Below are 23,587 nucleotides of genomic sequence, written 5' to 3'. Positions count from 1 at the left end.
GAGTTCTGAGGTGTGCACTTCCGATCCCCGTCGCCGGCCCGCTCGGCCTCGGCGGCGGCGACGGCCGCGACGACGGCGGCGGCGCCGGTGACGAGCAGGGCGGTCCGGCGCCGCCGGCGGGGCGGCGGCGCGAGGGCGGGGGCCGCTTCGGGGGAGAGGTCGTCCACGGCTCAGCCCTTGCCCGGTCCGGTCTCGGTGGGGCGCCCGATGATCGGGGCGCAGACGCGGGAGGCGCGCTGGGCGGCGGCGGTCGTGGAGTCCCACTGCTGGGCGTCGCCGTAGACGTGCCCGTCGGGTTCGGGGTCGGGGAAGTCGGGGGCGCCGTTCTTCTGCATGCAGGCGGCGAACTCGAACTTCTTCTCGATCTGGTCGGGGGTGAGCTCGGGGGCGAGCCTGCGCTCCAGGGCGGCGGGGACGCCCGGCTGGTTCCTGCCGCACTCCTCCAGGACCTTGCGGAGCGCGGGGTCCGCCTTGACCGCGCGGCCGTCGGCGAGTTCGACCCGGCCGTTCTCGTCCGGGTCGGGCGCGTCGATGCCGCCCTCGCGGAGGCAGGCCACCCAGGCGCGCCGGGCCTCGACGTACGCGGCGATCTCGCCCTCGTCGCCGCCCGCGCCGCCCTTCGTCCCGCCGGCGCGGGCGGTGGCGGTGGCGTCCCCGGCGGTGGGGACGCCGGTCCCCGGGTCGTTCCCGCCGCAGCCGGTCAGCACGACGGCGGCGGTCGCCGCGACGGCGGCGAGCAGTGTCCGGTCGGTCCTCATCGGTTCCTCGGTCCCCGTTCCTGGTGGTCGGCCCGGCCGCGGGGCGCGGCGGGCGGACCGACCGTAGGGCGGAGGTGATGAAGAACTTTCGAAGAACCTGTCAGGCGCCGATGAGGCCGCGCCGCGTGCCGCTCCGGTCAGGCGTCGCCGGCCCGCAGCCGGCGGTCGAGGGCGAGGGAGAGTTCGGCCTCGACGACGCTCTTGGCGAGCGGGCGCAGCCGCTGGAGGTCGGCGGCGCCCGCGTGCGCCCCCAGCACCTCGGCGAACAACTCGGCGAGGGCTTCGGCGTGTTCGCGGACGCGGGCGCCGGCCTTCAGGACCTCGGCGAGCGGGACGCCCTCGCGGACGAGGGCGGCGGAGACGTCGAGGAGGCGGCGGCTGACGTGGACGATGTCCTCGCCGTCGGTGGCGAGGTAGCCGAGGTCGAGCGCGGCGGCGAGGTTCTCCGGCGTGACCTCGCCGGCGAAGCGGTCGGCCAGCTCCTCGGGGGTGAGCCGGACGGGTTCCTCCTCGGAGGGCGTCCCCAGTTCCAGGACCTCCCCGACGTCCCGTCCCGATTCGAAGGCGGTGGTCAGGTCGGCGATGCCGGTGAGGGTGTGGCCCCGTTCGAGCAGGGCGGCGATGGTCCGCAGCCGGGCCAGGTGCCGCTCGTCGTACCAGGCGATCCGGCCCTCCCGGCGGGGCGGCGGGATGAGTCCCCGCTCCCGGTAGAACCGCAGGGTGCGCACGGTGATCCCGGCCGCCTCGGCCAGTTCGGCCATGCGGTACTCGTGCGGGGGGTCCCGGTCCTCCGTGGGCGCCGCCTGTTCTCCCGATCGTTCTGCCACGTCCGCCAGCCTATGTTGTACCGCCGGTAACTTTCCCTCGTCGTACCCCTACCGCTCGGTATGGAGCTGCTCTACAGTCCGACTGTGCCAGTGATTGCTGGCGGAATCTTGGCCGGGCGCACGGGAGGCGGCATGGCGAAGCACGAGCACGTTCGGGTGGCGGTGATCGGATCGGGGTTCGGCGGACTCGGCGCCGCGGTCCGGCTGCGCCGCGAGGGGATCACCGACTTCGTCGTCCTGGAGCGGGCCGACTCGGTGGGCGGGACCTGGCGGGACAACAGCTACCCCGGGTGCGCCTGCGACGTGCCCTCGCACCTCTACTCCTTCTCCTTCGCGCCCAACCCGGACTGGCCGCGCACCTTCTCCGGTCAGCGGCACATCCGCGCCTACCTGGAGCACGTGACCGACACCTTCGGGATCCGGCCGCACCTGCGGCTGAACCACGAGGTGAAGCGGATGGAGTGGGACGCCGACGAGCTGCGCTGGACGATCGAGACCGGCTCCGGCTCCTTCACCGCCGACGTCGTCGTCTCCGCCACCGGGCCGCTCTCCGACCCGAAGATCCCCGACGTCCCGGGGCTCGACGGCTTCTCCGGCAAGGTCTTCCACTCGGCCCGCTGGGACCACGACTACGACCTGCGGGGCAAGCGGGTCGCCATGGTCGGCACCGGCGCCTCCGCCATCCAGATCGTGCCCGCCATCCAGCCCGAGGTCGGGAAGCTGACGCTCTTCCAGCGCACGCCCCCGTGGGTCATGCCCCGCATGGACCGGGCCATCAGCGGCCCCGAGCGCTGGCTGCACCGCGCCCTGCCGGCCACCGCCACCCTGCGCCGCGGCATCCTCTGGGGCATCCGCGAGCTCCAGGTCGGCGCCTTCACCAAGCACCCCGGCGAGCTGGGCCTGGTCGAGAAGCTGGCCAAGGCCAACATCGCCAAGTCGATCAAGGACCCGGTCCTGCGGGCCAAGCTCACGCCCTCGTACCGCATCGGCTGCAAGCGGATCCTGCTGTCGAACACGTACTACCCGGCCCTCGCCCAGCCCAACGTGGACGTCGTCGCCGGCGGCCTCAAGGAGATCCGCGGCAACGTCGTCGTCGGCTCCGACGGCAGCGAGACCGAGGTCGACGCGATCGTCTTCGGCACCGGCTTCCACGTCACCGACATGCCGGTCGCCGACCTCGTCCACGACGCCGACGGCCGCTCGCTCGCCGAGCACTGGAAGGACGGCGTGCAGTCGCTGCGCGGCGCCACCGTCGACGGCTTCCCCAACTGGATGACGATCATCGGGCCCAACACCGGCCTCGGGAACTCCTCCATGATCCTCATGATCGAGTCCCAGCTGAACTACATGGCCGACTACCTGCGCCAGCTCAACGTGCTGGGCGGCCGGGCCGCGCTCGCCGCCCGCCCCTCCGCCGTGCACGCCTGGAACCGCAAGGTGCAGAACCGCATGGAGCGGACCGTCTGGAAGTCCGGCGGCTGCGACAGCTGGTACCTCGACGCCAACGGGCGCAACACCACCCTGTGGCCCGGCACCACCGGCGAGTTCCGCCGCGAGACCCGGCGGGTCGACCTCTCCGAGTACGAGGTCCTCCGCGCCCCCAAGCCGGTCCGGGCCACCGCCCGCCCCGCCCGGAAGAAGGAGGCCGCCCAGTGATCCGCCTCCCCGAGCCCCGCACCCTCACCGTCCGCTCCGCCGACGGCGCCGAGCTGCACGCCGAGGTGTACGGCCCCGAGGGCGCGCCCGCCGTCGTCCTCGCCCACGGCTGGACCTGCTCCACGTCCTTCTGGGCCGAACAGATCCGGGCCCTCGCCCCCGACCACCGGGTCGTCGCCTACGACCAGCGCGGCCACGGCCGCTCCCCGGTCCCGGCCCCCGGCGGCTACTCGACCACCGCGCTCGCCGACGACCTGGAGGCCGTGCTCGCGGCCACCCTCGGGCCCGGCGAGCGGGCCGTGATCGCCGGCCACTCCATGGGCGGCATGACGATCATGGCCGCGGCCGGCCGCCCCGGCTTCGTCCAGCACGCCGCCGCCGTCCTGCTCTGCTCCACCGGCCCGTCCCGGCTCACCGCCGAGGCGACCGTGGTGCCGCTCGGACCCGGCGGCCTCCGGACCCGGCTGACCGGCGCCGTCCTCGGCTCGAAGGCGCCGCTGGGCCCGGTCAACGGGATCTCGAAGAAGATCCTCAAGTACGCGACGATGGGCCCCGGTTCGGCGCCCGACCGGGTCGACGCCTGCGCCCGCATCGTGCACGCCTGCCCGCGCCCGTCCCGGTACGGCTGGTCGCAGGTGCTCGCCGGGCTCGACCTGGAGGCGGGCGTCCGGGACCTCCGGGTGCCGGCCGCCGTCCTCGTCGGCACCGCCGACCGGCTCACCCCGCCCGTCCACTCCCGGGCCCTGGCCGAGGCGCTGCCGCACTGCACCGGCCTGACCGAACTGGCCGGCATGGGCCACATGACGCCGGTCGAGGCCCCGGAGGCCGTCACCGCGCAGATCCGCGAACTCACGCTCACGTATCTCGGAGCACGTCCGACCGGCAAGGAGGCAGGGGTATGAGCAGGGTCAGCCTGGAAGGACAGGTCGCGGTCGTCACCGGCGGCGCCCGCGGCGTCGGCGAACTCCTCGCCCGCAAGCTCTCCGCGCGCGGCGCGAGGATCGCCCTCGTCGGCCTGGAGCCCGAGCTCCTCAAGGAGGTCGCGGGACGGCTGCACACCGAGGCCGACTGGTGGGAGGCCGACGTCACCGACCACGAGGCCATGGCCCGGGTCGCGACCGAGGTGAAGGAACGGTTCGGGAAGGTCGACATCGTCGTCGCCAACGCGGGCGTCGCGGCCGGCGGCCCGTTCGTCGACTCCGACCCGGTCGCCTGGCGGCGGGTCATCGAGGTCAACCTGATCGGCGGAGCGGTCACCGGCCGCGCCTTCCTGCCGGTCCTCATGGAGTCCCGGGGGTACTTCCTCCAGATCGCCTCGCTCGCCGCGATCACCCCGGCCCCGATGATGACCGCCTACTGCGCCTCCAAGTCCGGCGTCGAGGCCTTCGCGCACAGCCTGCGCGCCGAGGTCGCCTACAAGGGCGTGAAGGTCGGCGTCGGCTACCTCTCCTGGACCGACACCGACATGGTGCGGGGCGCCGACCAGGACGACGTGATGAAGGAGCTGCGGCAGCGGCTGCCGTGGCCGTCCAACCGCACGTACCCGCTCGGCCCGGCCGTCGACCGGATCGTCGAGGGGATCGAGCGCCGTTCGGCCCACGTGTACGCACAGTGGTGGCTGCGCGGGATGCAGTCGATCCGCGGCTACCTGCCCGGGGTGATCGCCACCGTCGGCAAGCGCGAGGTGGCCCGCTTCGCACCCCGTCTGGCCTCGGTCTCCAAGGGGCTGGTGGGCGCGGGCGGAGCCGCCGACGAGCAGGCCCGCACGGCCAAGGGGTGACCGGCCGCGGGCACGGACGGTAACTGATCGAAATGCGCGGAATGTTCGCCCGTGCAAGGCTGGTCGAGGCCCAGGGGGCACACCGCCCCCGCATCCCTCACACCCTTCTAGGAGTGAACCTTCATGGGCATCAAGGACCAGTTCGAGGACAAGGCGCAGGAGCTCAAGGAGCGCGGCAAGAAGGCCATGGGCGGCGCCAAGGAAGAGGCCTCCCAGCGCGCTTCGCAGGCCCGCGAGGGCTCGCAGGAGGCGAAGGAGCGCGCCCAGCGCGAGGCGCGCGAGCGGACGGAACGCGGCCGGGGCGGCCGCGAGGCCTGACGCCTGTCCTGTGACGAGGGCGCACCCGGGACGCCGGGTGCGCCCTCGCGCGCGTCCGCCCGGCGCGTAACTCCCGCGCGCCCGCGCGGGGATCTTCGTACGCTCGGCCCATGTCCGTCGCACTCGAACGCCTGCGCCTCGACCACGCGCCCGCCCTGCTCGCCTTCGAGCGGGAGAACCGGGCCTACTTCGCCGCCTTCGTGCCCGACCGGGGGGACGCGTACTTCGACGGGTTCGACGCCCGCCACCGGGCCCTGCTCGACGAGCAGGAGAACGAGGGGACGATCCGCTTCCACGTCCTGGTGGCCGAGGACGGCGCGATCCTCGGCCGGGTCAACCTGATCGACCTCGCCGACGGCGCGGCCGAGCTCGGCTACCGGATCGCGGAGTCGGCCACCGGCCGGGGACTCGCCACCCGGGGCGCCCGGGAGGTCTGCCGGCTCGCCGTGGAGGAGTACGGGCTGCGCCGGCTGTACGCCAAGGCGTCGCCGGAGAACCCCGCCTCCCGGGCGGTGCTCGCCCGGCTCGGCTTCGGGGCGGTCGGCCGCGAGACGCTGAAGACCGGGGAGACCGCGATCGCCTACGAGCTGGACCTCGGCGGCAGCTTCGGGCGGGAGCGGTCCGGCACGGACTCGTAGCCGGGCGGGTTCGCCGGCGGCTCCGACTCCAGCAGGGCGAGGGCTTTGTGGACGGCGTCGTCGAGCTGGGCGTGCCGGCCCTCGGCCCAGTCGAGGGGGGTGCGCAGCACGGCGAGGTCGGGTTCGACGCCGTGGTTCTCCACCGACCAGCCCCACTCGGTGAACCAGGCCGCGTTCATGGGGACGGTGATCTGGGTGCCGTCGCCGAGGCGGTGGCGGCCGGTCATGCCGACGACGCCGCCCCAGGTGCGCTGGCCGACGACGGGGCCGAGGCCGAGGAGCTTGAAGACGGCGGTGATCATGTCGCCGTCGGAGGAGGTGGCCTCGTCGGCGAGGGCGACGACGGGGCCGCGCGGGGCGTTGGAGGCGTAACTGACGGGCTGGGCGTTGCGGGTGAGGTCCCAGCCGACGATCTTCCGGGTGAGGGTCTCGACGACGAGTTCGCTGATGTGGCCGCCGGCGTTGCCGCGCACGTCGACGATGAGGGCCGGCCGGGAGACCTCCATCCGCAGGTCCCGGTTGAACTGGGCCCAGCCGGAGCCGCCCATGTCCGGGATGTGGAGGTAGCCGCACCGCCCGCCGCTCAGCTCGCGGACGACGGCCCGCCGCTTGGCGACCCAGTCCTGGTAGCGCAGCGGGCGTTCGTCGATCAGCGGGACGACGGCGACGCGGCGGGAGCGGCCCTCGCCGCCGGCGGGGGTGAAGGTGAGCTCGACGGTGGTGCCGCCGGTGCCGGCGAGCAGCGGGTAGGGGCCGGCGACGGGGTCGACCGGCCGGCCGTCGACGTGGGTGAGGACGGCGCCCTCGCGGATGCCGGTGCCGGCGAGCGGGGAGCGGGCCTTGGAGTCGGAGGACTCGCCCGGCAGGATCCGCTTCACCAGCCAGTTGCCGTCCCGGCAGACGAAGTTGGCGCCGAGCAGGCCCTGGGGGCGCTGGTAGTGCGCCGGGCCCTCGTTGCGCCGGGCGGGGGTGACGTACGCGTGGGAGGTGCCGAGTTCGCCCATGACCTCGCGCAGCAGGTCGGCGAACTCGTCGGGGGAGGCGATCCGTTCGAGGAGCGGGCGGTACTGGTCGAGGACCGCGTCCCAGTCGACGCCGCCCATGCCGGGCTCCCAGAAGTAGGCGCGGACGATCCGCCCGGCCTCGTCGTAGGACTGCCGCCATTCGGCGCCGGGGTCGACCTCGTGGAGGACGCGCCGCAGGTCGAGGTAGACGGTGGAGTCGTTGTCGCCGGGTTCGGTGGCGGGGACGGCCCGCAGCTCGCCCTCGTCGAAGACGACGAGCCGGGTGCCGTCGCCGCTGACCGCGAACCAGTCGAGGTCGCGGGCGAGTTCGGTGCGGCGGGCCTTGGTGACGGAGAAGTGCTCCAGGGTGGGGCGGCCGGAGGTATCGGCGGGGTTGGCGAAGGTCTCGCCGAGGGCGCCGGAGATGGGCCAGCGCAGCCAGACGAGGCCGCCGCCGGAGACCGGGGCGAGCGCCGAGTACTTGGAGGCGGCGACCGGGATGGGGGTGACCCGGTCGGGCAGGCCCTCGATCTCCACGGTGACCGTGCCGTCGCCGCTGTCGGCGCCGTCGTCGGCCGGGTCGAGGCCGCCGGCCGCCGGGCGTCCGTCGGGCAGCAGCGCGAAGGGGGAGGGGGTCGCGGAGGAGAGCGGGACGAGGTAGGGGCGGCAGCCGAGCGGGAAGGACAGGTCGCCGGTGTGGACGTCGTAGACCGGGTCGAAGCCGCGCCAGGAGAGGAAGGCGAGGTAGCGGCCGTCGCTGGTGAAGACCGGGTTCTCGTCCTCGAAGCGCCCGTTGGTGACGTCGATGACCGTGCGAGCGCCGGGACCGGAGATGCGGACGAGCTTGATGGAGCGCAGGGAGCGGCCGATGCCGGGGTGGGACCAGGTGAGCCAGGCGCCGTCGGGGGAGAAGGCGAGGTCGCGGACGGGGCCGTTGACGGAGCGGATGAGCTCGGTGACCCCGCCTCCCCCGGACTCCGTACCTCCTCCGGACTCCGTCGGGGTGGCGTCCCCGGAGTCCTCGGTGGCGTCGACGAGGAGGAGGCGGCCGTCGTTCGAGGCGATGGCGAGCCGTTCGCCGTCCGGGTCGGCGACCAGCTCCTCGACCCGGCCGAGCTTTCCGGCGGCGAGCCGGCGCGGGGGCCGGTCGCCGCTGGCCCGGGGCAGATAGGCGATCTCGACGGCGTCCTCGCCCTCGGCGTCGGTGACGTAGGCGATCTGCCCGCCGCTGCCCAGCATCTCGGGGAGCCGCACCCGGACGCCGGGGGTGTCGGTGATGGCGCGGGCCGGGCCGTCGCGGTGGGTGAGCCAGTACAGGCTGCCGCGCACCCCGATGGCGCTGGCCCGGCCGGTCTCGTCGACGGAGAGCGCGTCGACGTGCTGGGCGGCGGGCACCTGGTACGGGCGGCGGCCGGCCCGCTGACCGCCGAGCCGGACCTCCAGGCGGCGCGGCTCGGAGCCGGCGGTGAGGTCCTCGACGATCCACAGCTCGCCGGCGCACTGGTAGACGACCCGGCGGCCGTCGGAGGAGGCGTGCCGGGCGTAGAAGTCGGCGTGGTCGGTGTGGCGGCGCAGGTCCGTGCCGTCGGGGCGGCAGGAGTAGAGGTTGCCGATGCCCTCGTGGTCGGAGAGGAAGGCGATCCGGTACCCGGTCTCGCCGGGCGGGGCGGCGACGAACATCGGGTCGGCGAGGTGGCCGCCGATGTCCGGGAGGAGCCGCTCGCCGTGGAGCCAGAGCCGGCCGGTGGCGCCGCCCCGGTACCGCTTCCAGGCGGCCGGTTCGTGCGGCGGGGTGCCGGTGAGGAGGAGGGTGCGGCGCTCGCCGTCCACGTCCCGGACGGCGATGTCGGAGACCGGGCCCCAGGGCATCCGGCCGCCGGGGGAGCCGTCGGTGCCGACGGTGTAGGCCCAGGAGAAGTACGAGAAGGGCTGGCCGTGCGAGGAGACGGCGAGGATGTCGCCGTCGGGGGACCAGCCGCAGACGCGGGTGTCGGTGGAGCCCCAGTGGGTGAGCTGCCGGGCGTGGCCGCCGTCGACCGGCACCAGGTGGATCTCGGGGTCGAGGCTGCGCCAGTTCGTGTACGCGATGTGGCGCCCGTCGGGGGAGAAGCGGGGGTGCCCGGCGCGGGTGCGGTCGACCGTGAGCCGCCAGGCGCGGCCGGGGCGCCGGCCGGCGGGCGCGAGGGGGGCGACCCAGAGGTCGTCCTCGGCCGTGAAGCACAGCAGGTCGTCGTGGAGGTGCGGGAAGCGGAGGTAGGCCACGTCGTCACTCACCCGTTCATGCTTTCCGCGCGGAGGGGGCGCGGCAACTCGTACGGGCGTACGGGGCGCGGTCCGGGGCCGGCGGCGGGGCTGTGGCCCAGAACACGTACGAAACGGTTTCGTTTCGTTGGGCGGCGGGGTACCTTCGTACCGTAAGCAGAGTACGAAACCGTTTCGTTCGCTCTGCTCGTCCCCATCGGCCCGGAGGTTCGGACATGGCCCGCAGCAGACTTACTCCCGAGCGGGAGTCCGAGCTGTACGGGGCCGTGCTCGACCTCCTGCGCGAGGTCGGCTACGACGCCCTCACCATGGACGCCGTCGCCGCCCGCACCCACTCCAGCAAGGCCACCCTCTACCGCCAGTGGGGGAGCAAGCCCGAGCTGGTCGCCACGGCCCTGCGCCACGGCAAGCCGTCCGGTTTCGACCAGATCGACACCGGTTCGCTGCGCGGCGACTTCCAGGCGCTCCTGGACCTCGTCGACGACTGTCAGATGGAGAAGGACACCGCGCTGATGCGGGGTCTGGCCCATGCCGTCCACACCCACCCGGACCTGCACCAGGCGCTGCGCGAACTGCTCATCGAACCCGAGCTGAACGGTTTCTCCGAGTTCCTCCGCCGCGCGGTCCGCAGGGGCGAGGTCCCGCCGGACAACCCGGCCCTCGACTTCGTCCCGCACATGCTGATCGGGGCGCTCGTCGCCCGCCCGCTGATCGACGACCAGCCGGTCGACCGGCCCTTCCTCGTCAGCTACGTCAACGCCGTCGTGCTCCCCTCACTCGGCGTCTGACCTCCCCGCACCACCCCCGCACCACCCCTGCTCCACCTGACTGCGCACCGCTCACGCCGTCGGGCCGGCTCCCCATGCCCTGTCCCACCCCACACCGGGAGTACGCACCCGTGGCCACCTTCCTGTACAAGCTGGGCCGCACCGCCTTCCGGCGCCGCCGGCTCGTCGCCCTCCTCTGGGTGGCGCTGCTCGCGCTCGCCGGAGTCGGCGCCGCCACCGCGCCCGCCGCGACCTCCAGCTCCTTCTCCATCCCCGGCACCGAGGCCCAGCGCGCCTTCGACCTGCTCGAGGAGCGCTTCCCCGGCGCCGGCGCCGACGGCGCCACCGCCCGGGTCGTCTTCAAGGCCCCCGACGGCGGGAAGATGACCGACGCGGCCCCCAGGGCCGTCGTCGAGGAGACCGTCGCCGCGCTGAAGTCCGGCTCCGACCAGATCGTCTCGGTCACCGACCCGTACACGGCCCGGGCCGTCTCCCGGGACGGCTCCACCGCCTACGTCTCCGTGGCCTACAAGGTCAACGGGATGGAGCTGACCGACGAGACCCGCGAGGCGCTCGAACAGGCCGGACACGCGGCCCAGGGCAAGGGCCTGACCGTCGAGCTCGGCGGCGACGCCCTCCAGACCATGCCCGAGACCGGCACCGGCGAGATCATCGGCGTCGTCATCGCCGGCATCGTCCTCGTCATCACCTTCGGCTCGCTCGTCGCGGCCGGACTGCCGCTGCTCACCGCGATCATCGGCGTCGGCATCGGCGTCTCCGCGATCACCGCGCTCGCCAACGTCCTCGACCTCGGCACCACCACCTCCACCCTCGCGATGATGATCGGCCTCGCCGTCGGCATCGACTACGCCCTCTTCATCGTCTCCCGCTACCGGTCCGAACTGGCCGACGGGCACGGCAAGGAGGAGGCCGCGGGCCGCGCCACCGGCACCGCCGGCTCGGCCGTCGTCTTCGCCGGACTCACCGTCGTCATCGCCCTCGTCGGCCTCGCCGTCGTCAACATCCCGATGCTGACGAAGATGGGCTTCGCCGCCGCCGGCACCGTCGTCATCGCCGTCCTGATCGCCCTCACCCTCATCCCGGCGCTGCTCGGCTTCGCCGGCGACAAGGTGATCGGCCGCAAGGAGCGCAAGGGCGCCGCCTCCCCGGAGAAGACCGGCAAGCCGAACGCCGGCACCCGCTGGGCCCGCTTCGTCATCCGCCGCCCGGTCTTCGTCCTGCTGGCCGGCGTCATCGGCCTCGGCGCCGTCGCGATCCCGGCCGCCTCCCTGGAGATGGGCCTCCCCGACGACGGCGTGAAGCCGGTCTCCGCGACCGAGCGCCGCGCCTACGACCTGCTCTCCGAGGGCTTCGGCCCCGGCTTCAACGGCCCGCTGCTCGTCGTCGTCGACGGCGACGGGGCCACCGCCGCCAAGGCGGTCGACACCATCAAGGGCCTCGACGGCATCGCCGCGGTCACCCCGGCCACGCCCAACAAGGCCGGCGACGCCGCCATGATCACCGTGATCCCGAAGGACCGCCCGTCCTCCGAGGCCACCGAGACCCTGGTCCACGACATCCGCGACGCCACCGGCGACGAGGTCCTCGTCACCGGCGCCACCGCGATGAACATCGACTTCTCGCAGAAGATGAACGACGCCCTGGTGCCCTACCTGGCCCTCGTCGTCGGCCTCGCCTTCCTCCTCCTGACCGTCGTCTTCCGCTCGGTCCTGGTGCCGCTCAAGGCCGCCCTCGGCTTCCTGCTCTCGGTGGTCGCCGCCCTCGGCGCCGTCGTCGCGGTCTTCCAGTGGGGCTGGCTGGGCGGCCTGTTCGGCGTCGAGCAGACCGGCCCGATCATGTCGATGATGCCGATCTTCATGGTGGGCGTCGTCTTCGGCCTCGCCATGGACTACGAGGTCTTCCTCGTCACCCGGATGCGCGAGGCGTACGTCCACGGCGAGCGGCCCGGCGAGGCGGTCGTGACCGGCTTCCGGCACAGCGCCCGGGTGGTCACCGCCGCCGCGGTCATCATGATCGCCGTCTTCTCCGGCTTCATCGGGATGAGCGACCAGATGATCAAGATGATCGGCTTCGGCCTCGCCGTCGCCGTCCTCTTCGACGCCTTCGTGGTCCGCATGGCGATCGTCCCGGCCGTCCTCGCGCTCCTCGGCCACAAGGCCTGGTGGCTGCCGAAGTGGCTGGACCGGGCGCTGCCCGCCGTGGACGTCGAGGGCGAGGGGCTCGCCGCGCACGGGGACGCGGCCGGCGACCGGACGCCGGACCTCGTGAAGGCGTGAGCCCCCGCTGATCCCCGGGGCGGCCCCTGAGCGGGGGGCCCGCCCCGGCCCGCGCCGGAACCCGTGGGGACGGGGGCCCGACGCGGCCGTACGCCGTCAGCGCGTCGTGAGCGACGACGTGCCGACGGCGTACGTGTGCTCCAGGAACCGGGTCAGGGCGGCGCTGTCGAACTGGACGACGGAGACCAGCTCCTCGCCGTGGAACTCGACCACCGTCTGCGCCCGGCCGCACGGCCAGACCGCGATGTCGCCGCGGTGGGCGGGGGACCGCAGCCCGTCCTCCAGGAGGGCGCGGGGGAAGGACCATTCGACGCCGCCGGGGAGGCCGAAGCGGACGGTCGCGGGGGAGAAGCCGGGGTCGTAGCGGAGGGCGACGGGCACGGCGCGGGCGACCGGCGCGTCACTGATCAGGCGGCCTCGGGCATGGTCTTCGACCTCGTGGTCGGCTGCGGCGGACATCGCTCAGCTCCTCGGTCGGGTCCGATTCGTCGTGAATGGCAACTAATGTTCCATTCTTCCCCGGGTGAGCGCGGATATGCGCACCGTGTGCGGGCTCACACTCTGTGCCGTCTTGTGACCTGGACGCTCTTGCAAGCCCTTTGCAGGAGCGCTCATCATTCAGGACGTGCATGTACCCGACGGATTCATCAACGCTCCCGTGTCGGCCGCCGCCGGTGTCGCCGCCGCCGGCGCCGTCGCCCTGAGCCTGCGCGGCGCGCGCAAGGAGCTCGGCGGCGCCGAGGGCGACGGGGAGCGGGTCGCCCCGCTCGCGGGCCTGGTCGCGGCCTTCGTCTTCGCCGTCCAGATGCTCAACTTCCCGGTCGCCGCCGGCACCAGCGGCCACCTCCTCGGCGGCGCGCTCGCCGCGATCCTCGTCGGGCCGTGGACCGGCGTCCTGTGCATCGCCGTCGTCCTGCTCACCCAGGGCGTCCTCTTCGCCGACGGCGGCCTCACCGCCCTCGGCGTCAACATCACCGTCATGGGCGTGGTGACCGTCGTCACCGCCCACTTCCTCTTCCGCGGCCTGCGGCTGGTCCTGCCCCGCACCCGCGGCGGCGTCACCGCCGCGACCTTCGTCGCCGCGCTCGTCTCCGTCCCGGCCTCGGCCGCCGCCTTCACCCTGGTCTACGCGATCGGCGGCACCACCGACGTGCCGGTCGGCACCGTCCTCACCGCCATGCTCGGCGTCCACGTCCTCATCGGCGTCGGCGAGGCCGTCATCACCGCCCTCACCGTCGGCGCCGTCCTCGCCGTCCGCCCCGACCTCGTGCACGGCGCCCGCGACCTGGCCGTCCCGCTCAAGCTCCGCGTCGGCGGCGAGCTCGTCGACGCGACCCCCGCCGCGCCCGCGCCCGCCGCGGCGAGGAGCCCGCGGAAGGTCTGGCTCGGCGGCCTCGCCACCGCCCTCGTCCTCGCCGGCGTCGTCTCCTTCTACGCCTCCGCCAGCCCCGACGGCCTGGAGAAGGTCGCCGCCGACCAGGGCATCGACGCCAAGGCCGACCAGTACGAGCACGCCACCGCCGACTCCCCGCTCGCCGACTACGGCGTCCAGGGCATCGGCTCCGAGCGGCTCTCCGGCGGCCTCGCCGGCGTGATCGGCGTCGGCGTCACCCTCGCCGTCGGCACCGGCGCCTTCTGGGCCGTCCGCCGCCGCAGGCGCCCCGCCGACACCGGCGCGCGGGTCTGACGGGAGACGGAGCACAGCCATGGGAGCGGGCCACGCCCACGCGCTGTACCGGCGGGGGGACTCGCCGGTGCACGCCCTTCCCCCGCACACCAAGCTCGTCGCCGTCCTCGGCTTCGTGCTGGTCGTCGTCACCACCCCGCGCGAGGCCGTCTGGGCCTTCGCCCTCTACGCGGCCCTGCTCGGCGCGGTCGCCGCGCTCGCCCGCGTCCCCGCCGGCTTCCTGCTCCGCCGGCTCGCCATCGAGCTCCCCTTCGTCGGCTTCGCCCTGCTCATGCCCTTCGTGGTCCCCGGCGAGCAGACGACCGTCCTCGGCGTCTCCCTGAGCGTCCCCGGCCTGTGGGGCGCCTGGAACATCCTCGCCAAGGGCACCCTCGGCGTCGCCGCCTCCGTGCTCCTCGCCGCCACCACCGAGCTCCGCGCCCTGGTCCTCGGCCTCCAGCGCCTCCGGCTGCCGTCCCTCCTCGTCCAGATCCTCTCGTTCATGATCCGGTACGGGGACGTCATCGCCGACGAGATGCGCCGGATGTCCGTCGCTCGCCGCTCCCGCGGCTTCGAGGCGCGCGGCGTCCGCCACTGGGGCGTCCTCGCCAAGACCGCGGGCGCCCTCTTCATCCGCTCGTACGAGCGCGGCGAACGCGTCCACCTCGCCATGCTCAGCCGCGGCTACACCGGCACCATGCCGGTCACCGACGAGCGGCCCGCCGCCCGCGCCCAGTGGGCGGCGGCCCTGGCGCTGCCGCTCGCCGCGCTCCCGATCCGCCTCCTCGCCCTCCTGGGATGACCCCATGACCGTTCCCCCCTCCCTCGACGTGCGCGGCCTCGCCTACGCCTACCCCGACGGCCACCAGGCGCTCTTCGGCGTGGACCTGACCATCGGGCGGGGCGAGCGGGTCGCCCTCCTCGGCCCCAACGGCGCCGGCAAGACCACCCTCGTCCTCCACCTCAACGGCATCCTCACCGCCGGCGCGGGCGGCGTCACCGTCGCCGGACTGCCCGTCGGCAAGAAGCACATGGCGGAGATCCGGCGGAAGGTCGGCATCGTCTTCCAGGACCCCGACGACCAGCTCTTCATGCCGACCGTCCGCGAGGACGTGGCCTTCGGCCCGGCCACGGCCGGCCTGCGCGGCGCCGAGCTGGACGCGGTCGTGGAGCGGGCGCTGGCCCGGGTCGGCATGGCGGAGTACGCCGACCGGCCCCCGCACCACCTCTCCTTCGGCCAGCGGCGCCGGGTCGCCGTGGCGACCGTCCTCGCCGGCGAACCGGAGATCCTCGTCCTCGACGAGCCGTCCTCCAACCTGGACCCGGCCTCCCGCCGCGAACTCGCCGACGTGCTGCGCTCCCTCGACGTCACCGTCCTCATGGTCACCCACGACCTGCCGTACGCCCTGGAGCTCTGCCCGCGCTCGCTGATCCTCAGCGAGGGCGTGATCGCCGCCGACGGGCCGACCCGCGAGATCCTCGCCGACGAGGAGCTCATGGCCCGCCACCGCCTCGAACTGCCCTTCGGTTTCGTTCCGGGTTCCGTCGCCTGAGACCATGGGTCCCGTTCGTACGAAAGGATGAGTGGGTCAGGTGGACGTCCAGGGCACGGTGGCACCGGGCTGGGAGCCGGTCAGGGACGCGTTCCTGCGCAACTTCGAGCAGCGCGGCGAGAAGGGGGCGGCGGTCGCCGTCCACCACGACGGCGTCAAGGTCGTCGACCTGTGGGCGGGCGCGAAGGACGCGGACGCGGCGGCCGGCGGCGCCCCCTGGACGGCGGGGACCGCCCAGGTGGTCCGCTCGGCCACGAAGGGCGTCGCCGCGGCCGTCCCGCTCCTCCTCCACCAGCGCGGCCGGATCGACCTGGACGCCCCGGTGGCCACGTACTGGCCCGGGTTCAAGGCGGCCGGCAAGGATCGCGTGACGGTACGGCAGCTCCTCGCCCACCAGGCGGGCGTCCCCGTCCTCGACCGCCCCCTCGCCCTCGCCGAGGCCACCGACCTGGAGGCGTCCACCGCGGCCGTCGCCGCCCAGGCCCCCGCCTGGGAACCCGGCACCGCCCACGGCTACCACGCCCACACCTTCAGCTGGCTCCTCTCCGGCCTCGTCCACCGCGTGACGGGCCGCACCATAGGCCGCTGGATCGCCGAGGAGATCGCGGCCCCGCTCGCCCTGGACCTCTGGGTCGGCCTGCCGGGGACGGAGGAGCACCGGGTGGGCCGCCTGGGCCCGGTGGAGGCCCCCGAGGACACCGGCGCGCTCCGCCTGCGCCCCAAGCGCGCGGTCACGGAGGCGTGGCAGGACCCGGCCTCCCTCACCCGCCGCGCCTTCGAGGTCATCACCCCGAAGCCCGACGAGAACGACCCCGCCTACCGCGCGGCGGAGCTCCCCGGCTCGGCGGGCGTGGCCACCGCCCGCTCCCTCTCCCGCTTCTACGCCGCCACCCTCGGCCCCCTCGCGGACGGCACCCCCCGCCTCTTCGCCCCCGCGACCCTGGCCCTGGCCCGCACCGAGGAGTCGGCCGGCACCGACCGCGTCCTCCTCGTCGGCACCCGCTTCGCCCTGGGCCACATGCTCCACGGCCCGGCCTCCCCCCTCCTCGGCCCCACCTCCTTCGGCCACCCCGGCCGCGGCGGCTCCCTCGCCTTCGCCGACCCCGAGTCCGGCACCGCCTTCGCCTACGTCACCAACGGCATGCGGAAGACGGTCACCTCGGACCCGCGCGCCCAGGCCCTGGTGCGGGCGGTCCGCGCCTCCCTCCCCGCGTAGGCGCGTCTCCGGGAGGGCCGGTCCTACCGGTCCGAGCCCCAGCGCCAGAGGAGCTCCCCGCCTTCGGGGACGGCGGCCCAGCGGGCGGCGGCGGCGTCCAGGCGCGGCCCCGTCCTCGCCAGGGCCTCCGCGTCCAGGAGCGCCGGGCCGACGCCGCGGCCCTCCACGGGGAGGCCGCGCCACGCCCGGTACGCCCAGTTCACGCGCAGCTCGGCGGCCAGCACCGCGTCGCCGCCCCGGCGCAGCACCTTCATCCCCGACCGGCGGTGCCGGCCCGGGACGACGGGCTCGAAGCCCTCGAACGTGGCGCCGCGCGCCGTCGCCCCCCAGAAGCCGTCCTCGATGCCGAGGGCGGTCTCCACGACGGCGTGGACCAGGTCGTGCGGCACGGTCGGGCCGACGGGCCCCGGGGGCAGCCTGACGTCCGGTCCCTTGCGGGCGCGGACCAGGATCTCGTGCCGGTCGTCCGGCAGCTTCCGGAAGGAGATCTCCATCCAAGTGACGGTAGGGCCGGATCCGCCCGCCGCCCAGCGATTTCTCCGCGCGCGACCCCGCCTACCCCTCCGGCCCCCCGTCCCCCTCCTCCCAGCGCAGGAGGTCGCCCGGCTGGCAGGAGAGCGCCTCGCACAGGGCGGCGAGGGTGGTGAAGCGCACGGCCTTGGCCCGGCCGTTCTTGAGGACCGCCAGGTTGGCGGGGGTGATCCCGATCCGCTCCGCGAGCTCGCCCACCGACATCTTCCGGCGGGCGAGCATCACGTCGATGTCGACGACGATCGGCATCAGATCACCTCGTCGAGCTCGGCGCGCATCGCCGTCGCCTCGACGTCGCGGTCGACGGCCTGGGCCAGCAGCATCCGCAGCACCAGCACGATGAGCGCGACCCCCAGGACCGCCAGGGAGACCCCGCAGATCAGCAGGACGATCCCGGGGGCGACCGCCTCGCCGGGCGCCAGCAGGACCGCGAGCGAGAAGACCAGGAGCGCGGCGGTCACGAGCGCGCCGATCACGAGGTGCACGTACCGGAAGGCGGCGGGGGAGAAGACGGTCCCGCGCCGCACCATCGTCACCAGCCGCCACACGGAGACGAGGGTGACCTGGACCGTGACGACGCCGAGGAAGAAGACCACCAGGAGCGGCGTCCGCAGGTGCGCCAGGTCTCCCTCCGCTCCGTCGAGATCGGCGGCCAGCAGCGGGACCATCACCGCCTGCACGAACACCGTTCCGGCCGCCAGTCCCCCGAGCACGGCGCGCAGCGCCAGCACCGTCAGTCTTCCCATGACCCCTCCCTTGACCCTTCCGTCGATCGACTCACGATGTGAATCTATCGAAAAACGATAGGCGGGGGTAGTCGGGGCCCGCGATCGGTGCTGAGATGCGGAGCATGGATCTCACGAAGCGGTTCGCGGGACGGACGGCGCTGATCACGGGCGCGGGCAGCGGCATCGGCGCGGCGACCGCCCGCCGGCTGGCGGCGGAGGGCGCGCGGGTCCTGGTCACCGACATCGACGGGGAGGCGGCGCGGACGGTGGCGGCGGACCTCCCGCGCGCGACCGCCCACCGCCTCGACATCACCGACCGGGATGCGGTCGACGAGGTGATCGGCGGCCTCCCCGCCCTCCACGTCCTCGTCAACAACGCCTTCGTCCCCTTCGTCGACGACCCCGACGAGAACTGGCGCCGCCAGCTCGACGGCACCCTCCTCGGCGCCGTCCGCTGCTCCCGCGCCGCCCTCCCGCACCTCGCGGCCACGGCGGGCGCGATCGTCACCATCGGCTCGGTCAACGCGGAGGCCGACTTCGGCGACCACGCCTACAGCGCCGCGAAGGCCGCCCTCGGCTCCTTCACCCGCACCCTGGCCGGCGAAGCGGCCCCGAAGGGCGTCCGCGTCAACCAGATCAACCCCGGCACCGTCGCCACCCCCTCCTGGGCGGGCCGGGAGAAGGACCTCGCCGCCCTGGGCGGCCGCGCCTACCCCCTCGGCCGCGTCGGCACCCCCGACGACATCGCCGCCGCCGTCGCCTTCCTCGCCTCCCCCGACGCCGCCTGGATCACCGGCACCACCCTCCGCGTCGACGGCGGCCTGATGGCGGTGAACCGGCACTTCCGCGAGGTCCTGGACGGCGAGGGCTGAGCGGCCGCCCGGGCCGCCGGCCGCCGGTCCCGGACGCGGCGGGCCGGGGCGTCCCCCGCCGCGTGCGCGACCGCCGCGACCGGCACCGCGCCCGCGACCGGCGGTGTCACGCCGTGCGCTCGCGCACGTCCGCCAGGGTCGCGCCGGCGTGGGCGACCAGTTCCTTCGGGGGCAGGGCGAAGACGGAGCGCGGGGTGCCGGCCGCCGCCCACACCAGGGCGTGGTCGAGCAGGCCCTCGTCGGCCAGGACCCGGGTCCGGGTGCGGTGCCCGAAGGGCGGCACGCCCCCGATCGCGTACCCGGTCGTCTCCCGGACCACGCGCGCGTCCGCCCGCGTGACCTCCCCGGCGCCCAGCACCTCCCGCACCCGCTCGACGTCCACCCGCGAGGCCCCGTCCATCAGGACGAGGACCGGCACCCCGTCGGCGGCGAAGATCAGCGACTTCACGATCTCGGAGACCGCGCAGCCGATCGCGTCGGCGGCCTGCTGCGCGGTCCGCGTCTCCTCCGGGAAGCCGCGGACCTCGACGTCGAGGCCCAACTCGGCGAGGGCGGCGGCGAACTGGGGGTGGGCGGCGGAGGCATCGGTCGTCATGCCCGCACCGTAGCGGTAGGTGTACGGGCCACGCGACGGTTTTCGGCCGCCCGGGCCACGCGGCGGTCCTCCGCCGCCCGGCCCCCTCCGCCGTCAGCCCGCCTTCAGGACCGCCGCCACCACCGGCCCGGCCGCGTCGCCGCCGTGCCCGCCGGACTGGACGACGGCCGCCGCGGCGAGGTCGCCGGAGTAGCCGGTGAACCAGCTGTTGGCGTCGGCCTGGCCGCCGACCTCCGCCGAACCGGTCTTCGCGCCCTTCGGCGACGGCACCCCGGCCATCGCCTCCCGCGCGGTGCCGGACGGGGCGGTGGCCGCGGCCCGCATCATCCCCCGCAGCCCCTCGGCGACCGCGCCCGGCAGCGGCTCGGCCCGCGCGAACTCCCGCCCGTCCACGTCCTTCGGGACCAGGTACGGCTGGAGGAATCCGCCGTTCTTCACGGTCGCGGAGACCGAGGCCATGTTGAGCGCGTTCATGGTGATCCTGCCCTGGCCGATGTACGAGGCCGCCGTCTCGGACCCGGCGGACTCGGGCACGGACCCGTCCTCGGTCACCACGCCGACCGACCACACCTCGCCGATCCCGAACCACTCGCGGGCGGTGTCGCCGAGCGCGGTGTCGTGGACGCCCTTGTCCTTCAGCGGGGGGATCGCCTTGATGAAGGCGGTGTTGCAGGACCGCGCGAACGCGTTGGTGAGGTCGCCGCTGGTGGTGAAGCGGTCGAGGTTCTGGAAGGTCTGCTCCTCCCACCGCACGGTGGGCGGACACGCCACCGCCGTCCCCGGCCCGGCGATGCCGTACCGCATCATCATCGCCGCCGTCACGATCTTCATCGTGGAGCCGGGCGCCTGCTTCCCCTGGAACGCCGTGTTGAAGCCGGACGCCGGGTTGTTGGCGACCGCCCGTATCGCGCCCGTCGACGGCTCGACCGCGGCCACGGCCGCCGACGGGAACTCCTTCACCGCCTTCTCGGCCGCCGCCTGCACGTCCGCGTCGATCGTCGTCCGCAGCTCACCGGGCTTGCCCGCCGACAGCACCAGGAGCGTGCTGCCCGGGGTGCCGTCGGCGGTCTCGATCCAGGTCTCGACGCCCGCCTCGCCGCCGGCCTTCGCCCCGTACCGTTGCCGCAGCGCGTCCAGGACGGGCACCAGCGACGGGTACTTCCCGGGCGGCAGCGCGACGCCCTCGTGGTCGACGGCCTTCACCGGCGGCGTCTTCGCCTCGCCGGTCCGCAGCGTGGCGCCGGCCGTCAGCTTCGGGTGCAGCACGGCCGGCGTCCACCGCACCAGCGGGCGGCCGGTGGACTCGCCGCGCACGACGGTGAGCTTCGACGCGTACGTCCACGGCTTCGACACCCCCTCGTACGTCACGGTCGCCTTCACCGTGAACGGCACCACCGCCCCCGTCGGCGCCCCCGGCGTGATCTCCGCCGCCGAGACCCCGGCCCCCTCCCGGTACGCGGCCACCGCCGGCCCCGCCGTCACCGGGTCGTTCGTCAACTGCCCCGCCCGATCGGCCTCCCCGGCCGCCCAGGCGGCGAGGAAGTCCCGCGCGGTGGCGGTGACCTCCTCCGCCGTCACCGGACCGGTCCGCCGCTCGGCCGCCCGCGTCCCGACATCGGCCGAACCGCCGGTGATCCCGTTCCAGAGGTTGTAGCCCCCGTACGCGACCCCGCTCGCGACGACGGCGAACACGCCCCCGACGACGCCGACTTTGACTCCACTTCGCATGCCAGGTTCCCCTCCCCGTGTGGACCCACGAGTCAACCAGCCGCCTCTGACACCTGTCGAGGAACCCCCGGCACGTCCGTCACACCGGGAGCGCTCCGAGGAACCGGGCTCCGCTCGTACAACTATTCGCGTTTCAGCGGGTCTTACCGGTGAGGCGCATGAGGCGCCTGACACCCCCGGGAGGAATGACACGTGCCCCTGGCCCCACCCACCCGGCGCCGGCTCGCCGCCGCCGTCACCACCGTCCTCGCCGTCACCCTCGGGGCGAGCGCGCTGACCGCCCCCGCGCACGCCGCGCCGGCGGCCGGGGTCCTCGTCGCGGAGGCGGCGGACGCCGCCGCGGACCCGATCCCGTTCCCGAACGACGGCAGCGGCCTCGTCGAGGCCGGCGTGAACGGCTTCCTCACCCGCGGCCCCGACGCCACCTCGACGTGGCGGCGGTACGCGGACGGCACCGGCCAGTCCTACACCGGCCACGTCTCCCTGCGGTCGACGCGGACCACCGACTTCCTGGTCTTCCGGGGGGCGTACACGATCACGCAGCGGAACCTGGGCACAAACGGTTCGCTGGAGGTCCCCGTCGGATCGGCGGCGGGCGGCGCGAAGTACGCCGGCGCGGCGGCCGACGCCGTCTTCACCACCCTCCCGACCGAGACCGGCACGGTGCTCCGCAAGCACACGGAGACGGGCACCACGACGGTGACCGGCCTCCCCGCGGACGCGGTCGTCCACGAGGTCCTGCCGGCCACCCCCGACCACGCCAAGGTCCTCTTCGGGTCGGGAGGGAAGAGCAGGTGGGGCCTCGTCGACCTCGCCACCGGCGTCACGGAGCTCCTCGACTCCACGGCCGGCGCCGAGGCCGTCTCCGCGACGCACACCGCGTGGTTCGCGAGCACCTCGCCGGACCAGCCGACGAAGATCTTCGCCGCGGACCGGGCCACCGGAGCCGTCCAGGAGGTCCCGGTCAACCCGCAGCAGCCGCTGGGCACCCTCCAGATCGGCCTGGTCGGCGACTGGGTCGTGTACGGGCAGCGGGGAGGGATGGGCTTCGACCAGCCCAGCCCGCACCACGCCATCACGGCCTACCACCTCACCACCAAGAAGTCGGTCCGGATCCTCGACCACGCCTACGAGCTGGCGCCCGCCCCCGACGGCACCCTCTACGCGCGCGGGGGCGTCCTCGGACAGGGCGAGGGCATGTACCGCCTCGCGGCCACCGGGAGCGACGGCCTGAAGGCCGAGAAGGTCGCGGCCACCGGGGAGCCCACCGAGGTCGTCGTCACCGGCGTCACCGCGCCCCCGGCCACCCTCGACCTGGACCGGAACGACGGGTTCACCTTCGCCTGGACCACCTCCCGGCCGGTGAGCGCCGCGAAGCTGACCGTGCGCCACGTGCGCACCGGGAAGACCACGACCGTCACCGACTGCTGCCGGGACACCGGGGCGGTCTTCCGCTGGGACACCGCCGAGGCGTACGAGGCGTTCCACAACGGCGACCACACCTGGGAGATCACCGGCGACCCGGCCAACGGCATCGGCCCCGCCGCCGTCTCCCGGGGCACCTTCAAGGTCGTCCGCAAGACCCAGCCGCGCGACTTCAACGACAACGGCACCCCCGACCTCCTCACCCGGGACTCCGCCGGCCGCCTGTGGCGCACCGACCTCTTCTACCGCTCGACCGAGGAGCGGCACGGGCTCAACGAGGGCGAGCCGACGGCCCTGATCGGCTCGGGCTGGAACGTCTACGACCGCATCGAGGCCGCCGGCGACCTGGGCGGTTCGGCGGTCGGCGACCTCCTGGCCCGCGACCGGTCCGGCGTGCTGTGGCTCTACACGGGCAACGGCACCGGCAACTTCGCCCCCCGCGCCAAGGTCGGCGGGGGCTGGCAGATCTACGACAGGATCACGGCCGGCAGCGACCTCACCGGCGACGGCCGCACCGACGCCGTCGCCGCCGACAGGTCCGGAGTGCTCTGGCTCTACCCCGGCACCGGCAACGCCGGAGCCCCCTTCGCCCCCCGCAAGAGGATCGGCGGCGGCTGGGGCGCCTACAACGAGATCACGGCCCTCGGGAACCTCGCCGGCGGCCCGGCCGGGGACCTCGTCGCCCGCGACCGCGACGGCGTCCTGTGGCAGTACCTCGGCAAGGGCGACGGCACCTTCGCGCCCCGCACCCGGATCGGCGGCGGCTGGAGCGGCTTCGGCACGCTCGTCGGCGCCGGCGACGCCGACGGCGACGGACGCGCCGACCTCCTCGCCCTGCGCGGCCCGGCCCGGGCGTCGCAGCTCTACAAGGGCACCGGCGACTGGAGCAAGCCCTTCCGGAGCGCCGAGGTGATGTACCTGGACGCCCTGGAGAGGATCGCGGGCCCCGACTTCTGACCCCTTCCC

General features: G+C 74.3%; 22 protein-coding genes. 13 read left to right on the top strand and 9 right to left on the bottom strand.

What is annotated here, in order from left to right:
- Positions 1-170: 170 nt before the first annotated feature.
- Positions 171-758 (bottom strand): hypothetical protein, encoded by a 588-nt coding sequence (locus tag AB0E83_RS10040; RefSeq protein ID WP_362108513.1) that lies wholly within the window; start codon positions 756-758, stop codon positions 171-173.
- A 137-nt stretch (positions 759-895) separates the two neighbouring features.
- Positions 896-1,519 carry a MerR family transcriptional regulator gene (locus tag AB0E83_RS10035; RefSeq protein WP_362108527.1) on the bottom strand — a complete coding sequence of 208 codons (624 nt, stop codon included), beginning with the start codon at positions 1,517-1,519 and terminating at the stop codon, positions 896-898.
- 198 nt (positions 1,520-1,717) lie between these two features.
- On the opposite strand from AB0E83_RS10035, the gene AB0E83_RS10030 reads away from it, so the two are divergent.
- The 5 genes from AB0E83_RS10030 (at position 1,718) to AB0E83_RS10010 (ending at position 5,977) form a co-directional block, all read left to right on the top strand.
- Positions 1,718-3,241, top strand: coding sequence for an NAD(P)/FAD-dependent oxidoreductase (locus AB0E83_RS10030; RefSeq protein WP_362108511.1), 1,524 nt, complete (start codon positions 1,718-1,720; stop codon positions 3,239-3,241).
- Entirely contained in the window at positions 3,238-4,143 is a 906-nt protein-coding gene (locus AB0E83_RS10025) for an alpha/beta hydrolase (protein ID WP_362108509.1), read from the top strand. The genes AB0E83_RS10030 and AB0E83_RS10025 overlap by 4 nt, the downstream gene beginning before the upstream one ends.
- Positions 4,140-5,021: an SDR family oxidoreductase gene (locus tag AB0E83_RS10020; RefSeq protein ID WP_362108507.1), complete on the top strand. Its 882-nt coding sequence runs from the start codon at positions 4,140-4,142 to the stop codon at positions 5,019-5,021. Before AB0E83_RS10025 ends, AB0E83_RS10020 begins: the two co-directional genes overlap by 4 nt.
- Before the next feature lie 123 nt (positions 5,022-5,144).
- Positions 5,145-5,339, top strand: a complete 195-nt coding sequence (locus AB0E83_RS10015) for a hypothetical protein (RefSeq protein ID WP_362108505.1) — start codon at positions 5,145-5,147, stop codon at positions 5,337-5,339.
- Between the two features lie 110 nt (positions 5,340-5,449).
- The gene (locus AB0E83_RS10010; protein ID WP_362108503.1) at positions 5,450-5,977 is read left to right on the top strand and encodes a GNAT family N-acetyltransferase; all 528 of its coding nucleotides are present in this window, start codon (positions 5,450-5,452) and stop codon (positions 5,975-5,977) included.
- On the opposite strand, the gene AB0E83_RS10005 is transcribed toward AB0E83_RS10010, so the two are convergent.
- A complete protein-coding gene (locus tag AB0E83_RS10005) occupies positions 5,920-9,255 on the bottom strand; it encodes a S41 family peptidase (protein WP_362108501.1) in 3,336 nt (1,111 codons plus the stop codon). The two genes, AB0E83_RS10010 and AB0E83_RS10005, sit on opposite strands and share 58 nt — an antisense overlap.
- Before the next feature lie 203 nt (positions 9,256-9,458).
- On the opposite strand from AB0E83_RS10005, the gene AB0E83_RS10000 reads away from it, so the two are divergent.
- Both AB0E83_RS10000 and AB0E83_RS09995 read left to right on the top strand, forming a co-directional pair.
- Positions 9,459-10,031 (top strand): TetR/AcrR family transcriptional regulator, encoded by a 573-nt coding sequence (locus AB0E83_RS10000; RefSeq protein WP_362108499.1) that lies wholly within the window; start codon positions 9,459-9,461, stop codon positions 10,029-10,031.
- Positions 10,032-10,141: 110 nt separating this feature from the next.
- Positions 10,142-12,307, top strand: a complete 2,166-nt coding sequence (locus AB0E83_RS09995; RefSeq protein ID WP_362108497.1) for an MMPL family transporter — start codon at positions 10,142-10,144, stop codon at positions 12,305-12,307.
- Between the two features lie 96 nt (positions 12,308-12,403).
- On the opposite strand, the gene AB0E83_RS09990 is transcribed toward AB0E83_RS09995, so the two are convergent.
- On the bottom strand, positions 12,404-12,766 hold the full coding sequence (locus AB0E83_RS09990; RefSeq protein ID WP_362108495.1) for an SsgA family sporulation/cell division regulator: 363 nt from the start codon (positions 12,764-12,766) through the stop codon (positions 12,404-12,406).
- A gap of 166 nt (positions 12,767-12,932) precedes the next feature.
- Here AB0E83_RS09990 and AB0E83_RS09985 point away from each other — a divergent pair, with 166 nt between their 5' ends.
- The 4 genes from AB0E83_RS09985 to AB0E83_RS09970 are packed head-to-tail and all read left to right on the top strand — an operon-like array spanning position 12,933 to position 16,742.
- Positions 12,933-13,994, top strand: coding sequence for an energy-coupling factor ABC transporter permease (locus AB0E83_RS09985; protein WP_362108493.1), 1,062 nt, complete (start codon positions 12,933-12,935; stop codon positions 13,992-13,994).
- A 19-nt stretch (positions 13,995-14,013) separates the two neighbouring features.
- Positions 14,014-14,775: a cobalt ECF transporter T component CbiQ gene (cbiQ, locus tag AB0E83_RS09980; RefSeq protein WP_362108491.1), complete on the top strand. Its 762-nt coding sequence runs from the start codon at positions 14,014-14,016 to the stop codon at positions 14,773-14,775.
- Between the two features lie 4 nt (positions 14,776-14,779).
- Positions 14,780-15,526 (top strand): ABC transporter ATP-binding protein, encoded by a 747-nt coding sequence (locus AB0E83_RS09975; RefSeq protein WP_362108489.1) that lies wholly within the window; start codon positions 14,780-14,782, stop codon positions 15,524-15,526.
- Between the two features lie 40 nt (positions 15,527-15,566).
- Positions 15,567-16,742, top strand: a complete 1,176-nt coding sequence (locus tag AB0E83_RS09970; RefSeq protein ID WP_362108525.1) for a serine hydrolase domain-containing protein — start codon at positions 15,567-15,569, stop codon at positions 16,740-16,742.
- A gap of 23 nt (positions 16,743-16,765) precedes the next feature.
- On the opposite strand, the gene AB0E83_RS09965 is transcribed toward AB0E83_RS09970, so the two are convergent.
- From AB0E83_RS09965 to AB0E83_RS09955, 3 genes are all read right to left on the bottom strand, one after another.
- On the bottom strand, positions 16,766-17,236 hold the full coding sequence (locus AB0E83_RS09965; RefSeq protein WP_362108487.1) for a hypothetical protein: 471 nt from the start codon (positions 17,234-17,236) through the stop codon (positions 16,766-16,768).
- Positions 17,237-17,297: 61 nt separating this feature from the next.
- A complete protein-coding gene (locus AB0E83_RS09960) occupies positions 17,298-17,522 on the bottom strand; it encodes a helix-turn-helix transcriptional regulator (protein WP_362108485.1) in 225 nt (74 codons plus the stop codon).
- A complete protein-coding gene (locus AB0E83_RS09955; protein ID WP_362108483.1) occupies positions 17,522-18,019 on the bottom strand; it encodes a DUF2975 domain-containing protein in 498 nt (165 codons plus the stop codon). The genes AB0E83_RS09960 and AB0E83_RS09955 overlap by 1 nt, the downstream gene beginning before the upstream one ends.
- A gap of 104 nt (positions 18,020-18,123) precedes the next feature.
- Between AB0E83_RS09955 and AB0E83_RS09950 the strand changes: the two genes are divergently transcribed.
- A complete protein-coding gene (locus tag AB0E83_RS09950) occupies positions 18,124-18,873 on the top strand; it encodes an SDR family oxidoreductase (protein WP_362108481.1) in 750 nt (249 codons plus the stop codon).
- A gap of 106 nt (positions 18,874-18,979) precedes the next feature.
- Here AB0E83_RS09950 and AB0E83_RS09945 read toward each other — a convergent pair whose 3' ends face one another.
- Both AB0E83_RS09945 and AB0E83_RS09940 read right to left on the bottom strand, forming a co-directional pair.
- Entirely contained in the window at positions 18,980-19,468 is a 489-nt protein-coding gene (locus AB0E83_RS09945) for a YbaK/EbsC family protein (protein WP_362108479.1), read from the bottom strand.
- A gap of 93 nt (positions 19,469-19,561) precedes the next feature.
- Positions 19,562-21,196 (bottom strand): penicillin-binding transpeptidase domain-containing protein, encoded by a 1,635-nt coding sequence (locus tag AB0E83_RS09940; RefSeq protein ID WP_362108477.1) that lies wholly within the window; start codon positions 21,194-21,196, stop codon positions 19,562-19,564.
- Between the two features lie 192 nt (positions 21,197-21,388).
- Here AB0E83_RS09940 and AB0E83_RS09935 point away from each other — a divergent pair, with 192 nt between their 5' ends.
- Complete coding sequence (locus AB0E83_RS09935) at positions 21,389-23,578, top strand: VCBS repeat-containing protein (RefSeq protein ID WP_362108475.1); 2,190 nt, start codon at positions 21,389-21,391, stop codon at positions 23,576-23,578.
- Positions 23,579-23,587: the final 9 nt, after the last annotated feature.

Origin of the sequence: Streptomyces sp. NPDC035033 (genome assembly GCF_040636735.1) — a bacterium.
GTDB lineage: Bacteria > Actinomycetota > Actinomycetes > Streptomycetales > Streptomycetaceae > Streptomyces.
The sequence above is the reverse complement of the archived record's forward strand: the minus strand, read 5'-3'. Positions and strand labels throughout refer to the sequence as shown.